Source organism: Thalassotalea sp. G20_0 (genome assembly GCF_017744175.1).
In the GTDB taxonomy this organism is placed as follows: domain Bacteria; phylum Pseudomonadota; class Gammaproteobacteria; order Pseudomonadales; family Endozoicomonadaceae; genus Endozoicomonas.
The window spans coordinates 1-16,159 of sequence record NZ_JAGHQV010000071.1; the positions used below are offsets into that span (position 1 = coordinate 1).

The window sequence follows — 16,159 nt, forward strand, 5'->3', positions numbered from 1 at the left end:
GAAAATACATTCCTGCACAATGAAGAGGATCAACGCACCATTGCCCAGGCCGCAAGTTGGCTTGGCAGAGCCTGTCCGGTCGTCCCCCATTACCAGACAGCCATTTCAAAAAAACAGGCCGACTTCCGCGATCAACTCCAATTATCTATTCCATCTTTGAAGATCGAAGAAGAAAAGAGTCTGAACTCATTACCTCCGGTTGACCTGCTTCTGCCAGATCACAACATGGTGATTGAAGTTCAGGGCCCATATCATTACGTGGGTGGTGATTTCAACACCAGGAATGGTTCGACTCTGCTGAAAATCGCACTGCTGCAAAAATCAGGATTTGAGGTCATTGAAATCCCGGTTAACCAGCTTTTGAACAACGATTTAATGAAACCATATATTGATCAAATAAAGATCAGGATAGGCATCCCGCCACAGGGGCATGGCTTTGCATCACATAAAAGAGCGTGGACAGATGCTGCATACGTTACTGCCGAAGAACATTTAGAATAGCAAACCAACCCAACAAAGAGGAAGAAAACAAGCAGTCAGTAATCGCCTTCTTCCCATCATGATTCAAGTAAACTTTTCCGCAAAATGAACTTCTGAGCAGAACAGCAGTCTGCTTTTTATATTTTCATGAATTAATGAAATATAATTATGGATAGAAGTTCTGCTGGTATCAGTGGTCAATACACAAGATCAAATAACGGTTACAACCAACCGAATAGCCATGCCCCTTCTTCTGGGCATGGGCGATATAGACATGCCCCAGTCAGACAGCAGGATAGTCACCCCCTCTCTACCCCGAGATGTAATGAATTTCACCATTCTTCTGGCACACGCCCTTCTCAATATTTAATGCACCGTTCAGTAAACTCTGCTCAAGATTTTAACACCCTCCTCAAACAGGAAATAATGGATGATCTGGTGAGTAGATCGGATCATTTCGGTCATCGCTATGATGGGAGAAATCACGGGCAATATGCCAGTTCAATTAAAAAATACACGTCAGCAGCTAAAAGACATTTAAATCGAGCGGAACAAAGCCAGCTGATGCGTTTGCTACAAAATTTCACTGCAACGCGGAGCTGGAATTGGCGAAGCCTGACGACAACACTTCACTCATTTACTTCAGCGGGTGTTTTTACCCCTCATAAACCCATGAATGAACATGTTAAGCTCACTCAAGCTGCCTTATTGTCAACGCTACTTGATGCAATAATATTTAACTGCAACCTAAAACCTGAAGCCTGTGATATTGGTGCTCAGGAAATCGCTAACCTGCTGTGGGCCATGGCAAAACTGGTGGACAACGGGCAGGAGCAAACACCAGTACTCAAAGAGGCTGTGGCCGCGCTGTTGCCCCAGATAAACGCACAGAAAGCCCACTTTAAACCACAGGCTATCACCAACCTGCTGTGGGCCATGGCAAAACTGGTGGACAAAGGGCAGGAGCCGACACCAGAAATCAAAAAGGCCGTGGCCGCGCTGTTGCCCCATGTGAATGCACAGAAAGACCAGTTTATTCCTCAGCATATCACCAACCTGCTGTGGTCCATGGCGAAACTGGTGGACAACGGCCAGGAGTGGACACCAGGGCTCAACGAGGTCGTGGCCGCTCTGCTGCCCTGTGTAAAAGCACAGAAAGACCATTTTATTCCTCAGCATATCGCCAACCTGCTGTGGGCCATGGCGAAACTGGTGGACAACGGACAAGGGCAAATACAAGGGCTCAAAGAGGCCGTGGCCGCGCTGTTACCCCACGTAAATGCACAGAAAACTAACTTTAACCCCCAGGAGCTCACCAACCTGCTGTGGTCCATGGCGAAACTGGTGGACAACGGACAAGAGCAAATACAAGGGCTCAAAGAGGCCGTGGCCGTGCTGTTGCCTCAAGTGAACGCAAAGAAAAGCCAGTTTAATGCTCAGGGCATTGCCAACCTGCTGTGGGTCGTGGCGAAACTGGTGGACAACTGGCAGGAGTGGACACCCGAGCTGAACGAGGCCGTGAACGCGCTGTTGCCTCACGTGAGCGTTCAGAAAGACCAATTTATTCCTCAGCATATCGCCAACCTGCTGTGGGCCATGGCGAAACTGGGGGACAACGGGCTGGAGCGGATACCACAGCTCAAAGAGGCCGTGGCCGCGCTGTTGCCCTTCGTGAGCGCACAGAAAGCTAACTTTAAACCACAGGAAATCGCCAACCTGCTGTTGGCCATGGCGAAACTGGGGGACAACGGGCTGGAGCGGATACCACAGCTCAAAGAGGCCGTGGCCGCGCTGTTGCCCCACGTAAAAACACTGAAAGCTAACTTTAACCCCCAGGAAATCGCCAACCTCCTGTGGGCCATGACGAAACTTGTGGACAACGGACAGGGGCAGACACAAGAGCTCAACGAGGCCGTGGCCGCACTGTTGCCCCACGTGCACGCTCAGAAAGCTAACTTTAAACCACAGGCTATCGCCAACCTGCTGTGGGCCATGGCGAAACTGGTGGGCAGCGGGCAGGAGCAGATACAAGGTCTGAAAGAGGCCGTAGCCGCGCTATTGCCCCACGTGAACGCACAGAAAGCTAACTTTAAATCACAGAGTATCGCCAACCTGCTGTGGGCCATGGCGAAACTGGTCCACAACGGGCAGGAGCAGACACCCGGACTCAACAAGGCCACGGCCGCACTGTTGCCCCATGTGAGCGCACTGAAAGCTCAATTTAACCCACAGGAAATCGCCAACCTGCTGTGGGCCATGGCGAAACTGGCGGACAAAGGGCCAGAATGGACACCAGGGTTCAAAGAGACCTTGGCCGTGCTGTTGCCCCACGTGAACGCACAGAAAGACCAATTTAATACCCAGGGTATTGCCAACCTGCTGTGGGCCATTGCGAAACTGGGTGAGCTCGTTGAGCTAAACGTGGTTAAATCCACGTTCGAATCTCTTGTCCACCGAATCAGTCAAAACTCTCAGCTCTCTCAGCAGTTAATATTGATGTCTCTCTGGGGAGTAATGGTATGCTGTGCCAGGTTGTCTCTAGTTTCCAATGCCAATAAAAATAACGTGCTTGAAAAGCACATGGATGACCTGTTTACTCGCCTGGAAAATAAATCCCCGGACAATAAAGATGATCAATCCATCATGGCCCTGGCCGCCATTTGGTTTGGCAGAACGTGTCCAGTCGTCCCCCATTACCAGACCAACATTTCAAAAACCCAAGCCGACTTCCGTGATCAACTCAAATCATCTATTCCATCTTTGCAGATTGAAGAAGAAAAGAGTCTGAACTCATTACCTCCGGTTGACCTGCTTCTGCCAGATCACAACATGGTGATTGAAGTTCAGGGACCGTGTCATTACGTAGGTGGTGATTTCAAAACCAGGAATGGTTCGACTCTGCTTAAAATCGCACTGCTGCAAAAATCAGGATTTGAGGTTATTGAAATCCCGGCTAACCAGATTTTGAACAAAGATTTAATGAAACCATATATTGATCAAATAAAGATCAGGGTAAGCCCGCCACAGGGTCATGACACTGTATCACTTAAAAGAGGGTGGGCAGGTGCTGCATACGTTGCTGCCGAAGAACAAATAGCAGAGCAAACCAACCCAGCAAAGAGGAATAAAACAAACAGTCAGTAATCGCTTTCTTCCCATCATGATTCAAGTAAACTTTTCCGCAAAATGAACTTCTGAACAGAACAGCAGTCTGCTTTTTATATTTTCATGAATTAATGAAATATAATTATGGATAGAAGTTCTTCTGGTGTCAGTGATCAATACACAAGATCAGGTAATGATTACAACCAACCGAATGGCCATGCCCCTTCTTCAAGGCGTGGGCGATACAGGCATGCCACAGTCAGACAATGGGATAGTCCCCCCCGCACTGCAACGGGTCGCAATGAATTTTACCATTCTTCTGGCACACGCTCTTATCAATATCGACAGTGCCGTTCAGTAAACTCTGCTCAAGATTTTAATGTCCTCATTAAACAGGAAATAATGGATGATCTGGTGAGTCAATCGGATCGTTTAGGTCATCGCTATGATGGGAGAAATCACAGGCAATATGCCAGTTCAATTAAAAAATACACGTCAGCTGCTAAAAGACCTTTAAATCGAGCAGAACAAAGCCAGTTGATGCGTTTGCTGCAAAATTTCACAGCAACGCGGCACTGGAATTGGCGAAGCCTGACGACAACATTTCATTCATTTACTTCAGCGGGTGTTTTTACCCCTCATAAACCCATAAATGAGCATGTTAAGCTCACTCAAGCTGCCTTATTGTTAACGCTACTTGATGCAATAATATTTAACTGCAACCAAAAACCTGAAGCCAGTGGTATTGGTGCTCAGGAAATCGCTAACCTGCTCTGGGCCATGGCGAAACTGGTGGCCAACGGCCAGGAGCAGACACCAGAACTCAACGGGGCCGTGGCCGCGCTGTTGCCCCACGTGAACGTACAGAAAGACCAATTTATTCCTCAGGGAATCGCCAACCTGCTGTGGGCCATGGCGAAACTTGTGGACAACGGCCAGGAGCAGACACCAGAGTTCAACGAGGCCGTGGCTGCGCTGTTGCCCCATGTGAACACACAAAAAGACCAATTTGATGCCCAGAATATCGCCAACCTGCTGTGGGCCATGGCGAAACTTGTGGACAACGGGCAGGAGCGGACACCAGAGTTCAACGGGGCCGTGGCCGCGATGTTGCCCCGTGTGAATGCACAGAAAGACCAATTTATTCCTCAGCATATCGCCAACCTGCTGTGGGCCATGGCAAAACTGGTGGGCAACGGGCAGGAGCGGACACCAGAGCTCAACAAGGTCTTGGCAGCGCTGTTGACCCACGTGAAGGCAAAGAAAGCTCACTTTAAACCACAGGAAATCACCAACCTGCTGTGGGCCATGGCGAAACTGCTGGACAACGGGCAGGAGTGGACAACAGGCCTCAACGAGGCCGTGGCCGCGCTGTTGCCCCACGTGAACGCACAGAAAGACCAATTTAATGCCCAGGCTATCGCCAACCTGCTATGGGCCATGACGAAACTGGTGGACAACGGGCAGGAGTGGACACCAGAGTTCAAAGAGGCCGTGGCCACACTGTTGCCCCACGTGAACGCAAAGCAAGACCAATTTATTCCTCAGCATATCGCCAACCTGCTGTGGGCCATGGCAAAACTGATGGACAACGGTCAGAACCGAACACCGGGGCTCAACAAGGCCGTGGCCGTGCTGTTGCCCCATGTGAGCGCACAGAAAGCTAACTTAAAACCTCAGGATATCACCAACCTGCTGTGGGCCATGGCGAAACTGGTGGACAACGGGCAGGAGCAGACACCAGAGCTCAACAAGGCCGTGGCCGCCCTGTTGTCCCATGTGAACGCACAGAAAGACCAATTTATTCCTCAGCACATCGCCAACCTGCTGTGGGCCATGGCGAAACTGGTGGACAACGGGCAGAAGCCGACACCAGAGCTCAAAAGGGCCTTGGCCGCGCTGTTGCCCCACGTGAACGCACAGAAAGCTAACTTTAAACCACAGGGTATCGCCAACCTGCTGTGGGCCATGGTGAAACTGGTGGACAACGTCCAGGAGCGAACACCAGAACTCAAAGAGACCGTAGCCGCGCTGTTACCCAGCTTGAGCGCACAGAAAGACCAGTTTAATGCCCTGGCTATTGCTAATCTGCTGTGGGCCATGGCAAAACTGGTGGACAACGGGCAGGAGCCAACACCAGCGCTCAAAAGGGCCCTGGCCGCGCTGTTGTCCCACGTGAATGCACAGAAAGCTCACTTTAAACCACAGGGTATCGCCAACCTGCTGTGGGCCATGGCGAAACTGGTGGACAACGGGCTGGAGCGGACACCAGGTCTTAACAAGGCCGTGACCGTGCTGTTGCCCCAAGTGAACGCACAGAAAGACCAGTTTATTCCTCAGCATATCGCCAACCTGCTGTGGGCCATGGCGAAACTGGTGGACAACGGGCTGGAAAAAACACCAGAGCTCAAAGATGCTGTGGCTGCGCTATTGCCCCACGTAAATGCACAGAAAGACCAATTTATTCCCCAGCATATCGCCAACCTGCTGTGGGCCATGGCAAAACTGATGGACAACAGGTACGAGCAGACACCGGAGTTCAACGAAGCATTGGCTGCGCTGTTGACCTGCGTGAACGGACAGAAAGACCAATTTAATGCCCAGTGTGTCACCAACCTGCTGTGGGCCATGGCCAAACTGGTGGACAACGGGCAGGAGCGGACACCAGGGCTCAGCGAGGCTGTGGTCGCGATGTTGCGCCTCGTAAACGCACAGAAAGACCAATTTAATGCCCAGGGTATTGCCAACCTGCTGTGGGCCACGGCCAAACTGGGTGAACTCGTTGAGCTGAACGTCGCTACTTCTACGTTGGAATTGCTCGTCTATCGAATCAGTGAGAACCTTCAGTTTTCTCAGGAAGAAATAGCAATGTCTCTCTGGGGAGTAATGGTATGCTGTGCCAGGTTGGCTCTAGACTCCAATGCCAATAAAAATAACGTGCTTGAAAAGCACATGGATGACCTGTTGACTCGCCTGGAAAATACCTCGCCAGATAATGAAGTGGATAAATCCATCATGATCATGGCCGCCAGTTGGCTTGGCAGAGCGTGTCCGGTCGTCCGCCATTACCAGAAAGCCATTTCAAAAGCCCAAGCCGACTTCCGCTGTCAGCTCCAATCATGCATTCCATCTTTGAGGATTGAAGAAGAAAAGAGCCTGAAATCATTACCTCCGGTTGACCTGCTTCTGCCAGATCACAACATTGTGATTGAAGTTCAGGGACCGTCTCATTACGTGGGTGGTGATTTCAAAACCAGGAATGGTTCGACTCTTCTTAAAATCGCACTGCTGAAAAAATCAGGATTTGACGTCATTGAAATCCCGGTTAACATGCTTTGGAAACAGGATTTAATGAAACCATGTATTGATCAAATAAAGACCAGTATAGGCATCCCCCCACAGGAGCATGGCTCTGTATCATTTAATAGAGGGTGGGCAGATGCTGCATACGTGACTGCCGAAGAACATTTAGCAGAGCAAACCAACCCAGCAAAAAAGAAGAAGAAGAGAAGAAGAAAACAAACAGTCAGTAATCGCCTTCCTCCCACCATGACTCAAGTAAACTATTCCGCAAAATGAACTTCTGGGCAGAACAGCAGTCTGTTTTTTATATTTTCATGAATTAATGAAATATAATTATGGATAGAAGTTCCGCTGGTATCAGTAGTCAATACACAAGATCAAATAACAGTTACAACCAACCGAATGGCCATGCCCCTTCTTCAAGGCATGGTCGATATAGACATGCCAGAGTCAGACAATGGAATAATATCCCACGCACAAGCCCGGAGCGTAATAAATTTTACCATTCTTCTGCCGCATGCCCTTCTCAATATCTACTGCGCCGTTCAGTAAACCCTGCTCAAAATTTTAATGCTCTCACCAAACAGGAAATAATGGCTGGTCTGGTGAGTAAATCGGATCGTTTCGGTCATCGCTATGATGGGAGAGATCACGGCCTATATGCCAGTACAATTAAAAAATACACGTCAGCGTCTAAAAGACCTTTAAATCGAGCGGAACAAAGCCAGCTGATGCGTTTGCTGCAAAATTTCGTAGCAACACGGAGCTGGAATTGGCGAAGCCTGACGACAACACTTCACTCATTGACTTCAGCGGGAGTTTTTACTCTTCATAAACCCATGGATGCGCGAGTTAAACTTACTCAGGCTAACTTATTGTCAACGCTATTTGATTCAATAATATTTAACTGCAACCAAAACACTGAAGCCAGGGATTTTGATGCCCGGGGAATCGTCAACCTGCTGTGGGCCATGGCGAAACTGGTGGACAACGGGCAAGAGCAGACACCAGAGTTCAACGAGGCCTTGGCCGCGCTGTTGCCCCATGTGAACGCACAGCAAGACCAATATAATGCCCAGGGGATCGCCAACCTGCTGTGGGCCCTGGCGAAACTGATGGACAACGGGCAGGAGCGAACGCAACAACTCAACGAGGCCGTGGCCTCGCTGTTGCACCACGTGAACGCACAGAAAGACCAATTTATTCCTCAGCATCTCGCCAGCCTGCTGTGGGCCATAACGAAACTGATGGACAACGGGCAGGAGCAGACACCAGAGTTCAACGAGACCGTGGCCGTGCTGTTGCTCCGGGTGAACGCACATAGAGCTAACTTCAAACCTCAGGAAATTACCAACCTGTTGTGGGCCATAGCGAAACTGGTGGACAACGGGCAGGAGCAGACACCAGGACTCAAAGAGGCCGTGGCCGCGCTGTTGCCCCACGTGAACGCACAGAAAGACCAATTTAATGCCCAGGACATCGCCAACCTGCTGTGGGCCATGGCGAAACTGGCTGGCAACGGGCAGAAGCAGACACCAGAATTCAACGAGACCCTGGCCGCGCTGTTTCCCCACGTGAACGCACAGAAACCTGACTTTAAGCCACAGGGGATCGCCAACGTGCTGTGGGCCATGGCGAAACTGCTGGACAACGGACAGGAGCGAACACCAGGGCTCAAAGAGACCATAGCCGCGCTGTTGCCCCTCGTGATCGCACAGAAAGACCAATTTAATGCCCAGGGGATCGCCAATCTGCTGTGGGCCTTGGCAAAACTGGTGGACAACGGGCAGGACCGGACACCAGATCTCAACGAGGCCGTGGCCGCGCTGTTGCCCCTCTTGAAAGCACAGAAAGTGCAATTTAATGTCCAGGATATCGCCAACCTGCTGTGGGCCCTGGCGAAACTGGTGGACAAAAGGCTGGAGCGGACACCTGGTCTCAACGAGGCCGTGGCCGTGCTGTTGCCCCAAGTGAACGCACAGAAAGCTAACTATAAACCACAGGCAATCACCAACCTGCTGTGGGCCATGGCGAAGCTGGTGGACAACGGGCTGGAGCAAACACCAGAGCTTAAAGAAGCTGTGGCCGCACTGTTGCCCCACGCGAATGCACAGAAAGACCAATTTAATGCCCAGGGTATTGCCAACTTGCTGTGGGCCACGGCCAAACTGGGTGAACTCGTTGAGCTGAACGTGGCTATCTCTACGTTTGAATCGCTCGTCTATCGAATCAGTGAGAACCTTCAGTTTTCTCAGGAAGGGATATCGATGTCTCTCTGGGGAGTCATGGTATGCTGTGCCAGGTTGGCTCTATACTCCAATACCTATAAAAATAACTTACTTGAAAAGCACATGGGTGACCTGTTGACTCGCCTGGAAAATACATCACCAGATAATGAAGAGGATCAATCCATCATGATCATGGCCGCAAATTGGCTTGGCAGACCCTGTCCGATGGTTTGCCATTACCAGACAAACATTTCAAAAACCCAGGCCGACTTCCGTGATCAACTCAAATCATCTATTCCATCTCTGCAGATTGAAGAAGAAAAGAGTCTGAACTCATTACCTCCGGTTGACCTGCTACTGCCAGATCACAACATGGTGATTGAAGTTCAGGGACCGTCTCATTACGTGAGTGGTGATTTCAAAACCAGGAATGGTTCGACTCTGCTTAAAATCGCACTGTTGCAAAAAGCAGGATTTGAGGTCATTGAAATCCCGGCTAACCAGCTTTTGAACAAAGGTTTAATGAAACCATATATTGATCAAATAAAGATCAGGATAGGCATCCCGCCACAGGGGCATGGCTTTGTATCACATAAAAGAGCGTGGACAGATGCTGCATACGTTACTGTCGAAGAACATTTAGCAGAGCAAACAAACCCGGCAAAGAGCAAGAAAACAAGCAGCCAGTAATCGCCTTCCTCCCATCATGACTCAAGTAAACTTTTCCGCAAAATGAACTTCTGAGCAGAACAGCAGTCTGCTTTTTATATTTTCATGAATTAATGAAATATAATTATGGATAGAAGTTCTGCTGGTATCAGTGGCCAATACACAAGATCAAATAACGGTTACAACCAACCGAATAGCCATGCCCCTTCTTCTGGGCATGGGCGATACAGACATGCCACAGTCAGACAATGGAATCATACCCTCCGCACTGCACCGGGTCGCAATGAATTTTACCATTCTTCTGGCACACGCTCTTCTCAACATCTACAGTGCCGTTCAGTAAACTCTGCTCAAGATTTTAATGCCCTCACCAAACAGGAAATGATGGATGATCTGGTGAGTCAATCGGATCGTTTCGGTCATCGCTATAATGGGAGAAATCACGGGCAATATGCCAGTTCAATTAAAAAATACACGTCATCTGTTCAAAGACCGTTAAATCGAAGTGAACAAAGCCAGCTGATGCGTTTGCTGCAAAATTTCACGGCAACGCGGAGCTGGAATTGGCGAAGCCTGACGACAACACTTCACTCATTTACTTCAGCGGGTGTTTTTACCCCTCATAAACCCATGAGTGAACATGTTAAGCTCACTCAAGCTGCCTTATTGTCAACGCTACTTGATGCAATAATATTTAACTGCAACCTAAAACCTGAAGCCTGTGATATTGGTGCTCAGGAAATCGCTAACCTGCTGTGGGCCATGGCGAAACTGGTGGACAACGGGCAGGAGCAAACACCAGTACTCAAAGAGGCTGTGGCCGCGCTGTTGCCCCAGGTAAACGCACAGAAAGCCCACTTTAAACCACAGGCTATCACCAACCTGCTATGGGCCATGGCAAAACTGGTGGACAACGGGCAGGAGCCGACACCAGAAATCAAAAAGGCCGTGGCCGCACTGTTGCCCCATGTGAATGCACAGAAAGACCAATTTATTCCTCAGCATATCGCCAACCTGCTGTGGGCCATGGCGAAACTGGTGGACAACGGCCAGGAGTGGACACCAGGGCTCAACGAGGCCGTGGCCGCTCTGCTGCCCTGTGTAGAAGCACAGAAAGACCATTTTATTCCTCAGCATATCGCCAACCTGCTGTGGGCCATGGCGAAACTGGTGGACAACGGGCAGCAGCAGACACCAGGGCTCAAAAAGTCTGTGGCCGCGCTGTTACCCCACGTAAACGCACAGAAAACTAACTTTAACCCCCAGGAACTCACCAACCTGCTGTGGTCCATGGCGAAACTGGTGGACAACGGACAAGAGCAAATACAAGGGCTCAAAGAGGCCGTGGCCGTGCTGTTGCCTCAAGTGAACGCAAAGAAAAGCCAATTTAATGCTCAGGGCATCGCCAACCTGCTGTGGGTCGTGGCGAAACTGGTGGACAACTGGCAGGAGTGGACACCCGAGCTGAACGAGGCCGTGAACGCGCTGTTGCCTCACGTGAACGTACAGAAAGACCAATTTATTCCTCAGCATATCGCCAACCTGCTATGGGCCATGGCAAAACTGGCGGACAACGGCCAGAAGCGGACGCCAGAGTTTAAAGAGGCCGTGGCCGCGCTGTTGCCCCTCGTGAACGCACAGAAAGCTAACTTTAAACTACAGGGTATCACCAACCTGCTGTGGGCTATGGCGAAACTGACGGATAACGGGCAGGAGCGGACACCAGAGATCAAAGAGGCCGTGGCCGCGCTGTTGCCCCACGTAAAAACACTGAAAGCTAACTTTAACCCCCAGGAAATCGCCAACCTCCTGTGGGCCATAACGAAACTTGTGGACAACGGGCAGGGGCAGACACAAGAGCTCAACGAGGCCGTGGCCGCACTGTTGCCCCACGTGAACGCTCAGAAAGCAAACTTTAAACCACAGGGAATCGCCAACCTGCTATGGGCCATGGCGAAACTGGTGGGCAGCGGGCAGGAGCGGACACAAGGTCTGAAAGAGGCCGTAGCCGCGCTGTTGCCCCACGTAAACACACAGAAAGCTAACTTTAAATCACAGAGTATCGCCAACCTGCTGTGGGCCATGGCGAAACTGGTGGACAACGGCCAGGAGTGGACACCAGGGCTCAACGAGGCCGTGGCCGCTCTGCTGCCCTGTGTAGAAGCACAGAAAGACCATTTTATTCCTCAGCATATCGCCAACCTGCTGTGGGCCATGGCGAAACTGGCGGACAAAGGGCCAGAGTGGACACCAGGGCTCAAAGAGACCTTGGCCGGACTGTTGCCCCACGTGAACGCACAGAAAGACCAATTTATTCCTCAGCATATCGCCAATCTGCTGTGGGCCATGGCGAAACTGGGCGAACTCATTGAGCTGAACGTGGTAATATCCACGTTCGAATCGCTTGTCTACCGAATCAGTGGCAACCCTCAGTTCTCTCAGCAAGCGATATTGATGTCGCTTTGGGGAGTAATGGTATGTTGTGCCAGGTTGTTTCTGGTCTCCACTGCCAATAAAAATAACGTGCTTGAAAAGCACATGGATGACCTGTTGACTCGCCTGGAAAATACATCGCCAGATAGTGAAGAGGATCAATCCATCATGATCATGGCCGCAAGTTGGCTTGGCAGACCCTGTCCGGTGGTTTGCCACTACCAGACAAACATTTCAAAAACCCAGGCCGACTTCCGTGATCAACTCAAATCATCTATTCCATCTTTGCAGATTGAAGAAGAAAAGAGTCTGAACTCATTACCTCCGGTTGACCTGCTACTGCCAGATCACAACATGGTGATTGAAGTTCAGGGACCGTCTCATTACGTGAGTGGTGATTTCAAAACCAGGAATGGTTCGACTCTGCTTAAAATCGCACTGCTGCAAAAATCAGGAATTGAGGTCATTGAAATCCCGGCTAACCAGCTTTTGAACAAAGATTTAATGAAACCATATATTGATCAAATAAAGATCAGGGTAAGCATCCCGCCACAGGGTCATGACTCTGTATCACTTAAAAGACGGCGGGCAGGTGCTGCATACGTGACTGCCGAAGAACATTTAGCAGAGCAAACCAACCCGGCAAAGAGGCAGAAAACAAACAGCCAGTAATCGCCTTCCTCCCATCATGACTCAAGTAAACTTTTCCGCACAATGAACTTCTGGGCAGAACCGCAGTCTGCTTTATTATATTTTCATGAATTAATGAAATATAATTATGGACAGAAGCTCTGCCGGTATCAGTGGTCAATACGCAAGATCAGATAATGGTTACAACCAACCGAATGGCCATGCCCCTTCTTCAAGGCGTGGGCGATACAGACATGCCACAGTCAGACAATGGAGTCATCCCCCCCGCACAGCACCGGGTCCCAATGAATTTTACCCGTCTTCTGGCACACGCTCTTCTCAATATTTACTGCTCCGTTCCGTAAACCCGACCCAGGATTTTAATGCCCTCATCAAGCAGGAAATAATGGATGATCTGGTGAGTAAATCGGATCGTTTCGGTCATCGCTATGATGGTAGAGATCACGGCCTATATGCCAGTTCAATTAAAAAATACTCATCAGCTGCTAAAAGACCGTTAAATCGAACAGAACAAAGCCAGCTGATGCATTTGCTGCAAAATTTCACAGCAACGCGGAGCTGGAATTGGCGAAGCCTGACGACAACATTTCATTCATTTACTTCAGCGGGTGTTTTTACCCCTCATAAACCCATGAATGAGCATGTTAAGCTCACTCAGGCTGCCTTATTGTCAACGCTACTTGATGCAATAATATTTAACTGCAACCAAAAACCTGGAGCCAGTGATATTGGTGCTCAGGAAATAGCTAACCTGCTGTGGGCCATGGCGAAACTGGTGGACAACGGACAGGAGCGTGCCGCAGAGCTCAAAGAGGCTGTGGCCGTGTTGTTGCCCCACGTAAACGTACAGAAAGATCAATTTGTTCCTCAGGCTATCGCCAACCTGCTGTGGGCCATGGCGAAACTGGTGGACAACGGGCAGAAGCGGACAGCAGAGCTCAAAGAGGCGGTGGCCGTGTTGTTGCCACACGTAAACGTACAGAAAGATCAATTTACTCCTCAGGCTATCGCCAACCTGCTGTGGGCCATGGCGAAAATGGTAGACAACGGGCTGGAGCACACACGAGGGCTCAAAGAGGCCGTGGCCGCGTTGTTGCCCCACGTGAACGCAAAGAAAACTCGCTTTAAACCACTGGAAATCTCCAACCTGCTGTGGGCCATGGCGAAACTGGTGGACAACGGGCAGGAGCAGACACCGGAATTCAACAAGGCCGTGGCTGCGCCGTTGCCCCACGTAAAGCCACAGAAAGACCAATTTGATCCTCAGCAAATCACCAACCTGCTATGGGCCCTGGCGAAACTGGTAGACAACGGGCAGAAGCGGACACCAGAACTCAAAGAGACCGTGGCCGTACTATTGTCCTGTGTACAGGCAAAGAAGGATAAATTTACTCCTCAGGGTATCGCCAACCTGCTGTGGGCAATGGCGAAACTGGTAAACAACGGGCACGAGCCGACAGCAGGGCTCAAAGAGGCCGTGGCCGCGATGTTGCCCCACGTGAACGCACAGAAAGACCAATTTAATACTCAGCATATCGCCAACCTGCTGTGGGCCATGGCAAAACTGGTGGACAACGGGCAGGAGCGGACCCCAGAACTCAACAAGGCCGTGGCCGCATTGTTTCTCCAGGTAAACACACAGAAAGATCGATTTAATGCCCAGGGTATCGCCAACCTGCTGTGGGCCATGGCAAAACTGGTGGACAACGGGCAGGACCGGACACCAGAGTTCAAAGAGGCCATGGCCGCGCTGTTGCCCCTGGTGAACGCACAGAAAACTATCTTTAAACAACAGGAAATCGTCAACCTGCTGTGGGCCATGGCGAAACTGGTGGACAACGGGCAGGAGCCGACACCAGAGTTCAAAAGGGCCTTGGCTGCGCTGTTGCCCCTCGTGAACGTACAGAAAGATCAATTTACTACCCAGGGTATCGCCAACCTGCTGTGGGCCATGGCAAAACTGGTGGACAAAGGGCAGGAGCGGACACCAGAACTCAACGAGGTCGTGGCGGTGTTGTTGCCCCATGTTAATGCACAAAAAGACCAATTTACTCCTCAGCATATCGCCAACCTGCTGTGGGCCATGGCGAAACTGGTGGACAACGGGCAGGAGCCGACACCAGAGCTCAAAAGGGCCTTGGCCGCGCTGTTGTCCCACGTGTACGCACAGAAAACTCACTTTAAACCTCAGGAATTCACCATCCTGCTGTGGGCCGTGGCGAAACTGGTGGACAGCGGGCTGGAGCGAACACCGGAGCTCAAAGATGCTGTGGCCGCACTGTTGCCCCACGTGAATGCACAGAAAGACCAATTTATTCCCCAGCATATCGCCAACCTGCTGTGGGCCATGGCTAAACTGGTGGACAACGGGTACGAGCAGACACCAGAGTTCAACGAAGCGGTGGCTGCGCTGTTGACCTGCGTGATTGTACAAAAAGCCAACTTTAACCCACAGAAAATCACCAACCTGCTGTGGGCCATGGCTAAACTGGTGGACAACGGGCAGGAGCAGACACCAGGGTTCAACGAGACTGTGGTCGCGCTGTTGCCCCTCGTGAACGCACAGAAAGACCAATTTAATGCCCAGGGTATTGCCAACCTGCTGTGGGCCACAGCCAAACTGGGTGAACTCGTTGAGCTGAACGTGGCTACCTCTACGTTCGAATCGCTTGTCTATCGAATCAGTGAGAATCTTCAGTTTTCTCAGCAAGAGATAGTGATGTCTCTCTGGGGAGTCATGGTATGCTGTGCCAGGTTGGCTTTAGACTCCAATGCCAATAAAAATAACGTGCTTGAAAAGCACATGGATGACCTGTTGACTCGCCTGGAAAATACATCGCCAGATAATGAAGAGGATCAATCCATCATGATCATGGCTGCAAGTTGGCTTGGCAGAGCCTGTCCGGTCATCCGCCATTACCAGACAACCATTTCAAAAACCCAGGCCGACTTCCGCGATCAACTCCAATTATCTATTCCATCTCTGAAGATTGAAGAAGAAAAGAGTCTGAATTCATTACCTCCGGTTGACCTGCTTCTGCCAGATCACAACATGGTGATTGAAGTTCAGGGCCCCTCTCATTACGTGGGTGGTGATTTCAACACCAGGAATGGTTCGACTCTGCTGAAAATCGCATTGTTGCAAAAAGCAGGATTTGAGGTTATTGAAATCCCTGCTAACCAGCTTTTGAACAAAGATTTAATGAAACCATATATTGATCAAATAAAGATCAGGATAGGCATCCCGCCACAGGGTCATGACTCTGTTTCACTTAAAAGAGGGTGGACAG

General features: G+C 50.3%; 6 protein-coding genes. All 6 read left to right on the plus strand.

Going from position 1 to position 16,159, the window contains the following annotated elements:
- Positions 1-501, plus strand: a 501-nt coding sequence (locus J7438_RS23115; protein ID WP_209278440.1) for an RAP domain-containing protein, incomplete at its 5' end; no start/stop codon positions are given.
- Positions 502-648: 147 nt separating this feature from the next.
- Positions 649-3,624 carry a DUF1601 domain-containing protein gene (locus tag J7438_RS23120; protein ID WP_209278441.1) on the plus strand — a complete coding sequence of 992 codons (2,976 nt, stop codon included), beginning with the start codon at positions 649-651 and terminating at the stop codon, positions 3,622-3,624.
- Between the two features lie 105 nt (positions 3,625-3,729).
- Complete coding sequence (locus J7438_RS23125; protein WP_209278442.1) at positions 3,730-7,164, plus strand: DUF1601 domain-containing protein; 3,435 nt, start codon at positions 3,730-3,732, stop codon at positions 7,162-7,164.
- Between the two features lie 59 nt (positions 7,165-7,223).
- A complete protein-coding gene (locus J7438_RS23130; RefSeq protein WP_209278443.1) occupies positions 7,224-9,806 on the plus strand; it encodes an RAP domain-containing protein in 2,583 nt (860 codons plus the stop codon).
- A 105-nt stretch (positions 9,807-9,911) separates the two neighbouring features.
- Positions 9,912-12,890, plus strand: a complete 2,979-nt coding sequence (locus J7438_RS23135; protein WP_209278444.1) for an RAP domain-containing protein — start codon at positions 9,912-9,914, stop codon at positions 12,888-12,890.
- A gap of 106 nt (positions 12,891-12,996) precedes the next feature.
- A partial coding sequence (locus tag J7438_RS23140) for an RAP domain-containing protein (RefSeq protein WP_209278445.1) occupies positions 12,997-16,159 on the plus strand: 3,163 nt, incomplete at its 3' end.

What these genes read in the sequence shown, in the direction of transcription:
- J7438_RS23120 (WP_209278441.1), top strand. Translation starts at nt 649, where the DNA reads ATGGATAGAAGTTCTGCTGGTATCAGTGGTCAATACACAAGATCAAAT.
- J7438_RS23125 (WP_209278442.1), top strand. Translation starts at nt 3,730, where the DNA reads ATGGATAGAAGTTCTTCTGGTGTCAGTGATCAATACACAAGATCAGGT.
- J7438_RS23130 (WP_209278443.1), top strand. Translation starts at nt 7,224, where the DNA reads ATGGATAGAAGTTCCGCTGGTATCAGTAGTCAATACACAAGATCAAAT.
- J7438_RS23135 (WP_209278444.1), top strand. Translation starts at nt 9,912, where the DNA reads ATGGATAGAAGTTCTGCTGGTATCAGTGGCCAATACACAAGATCAAAT.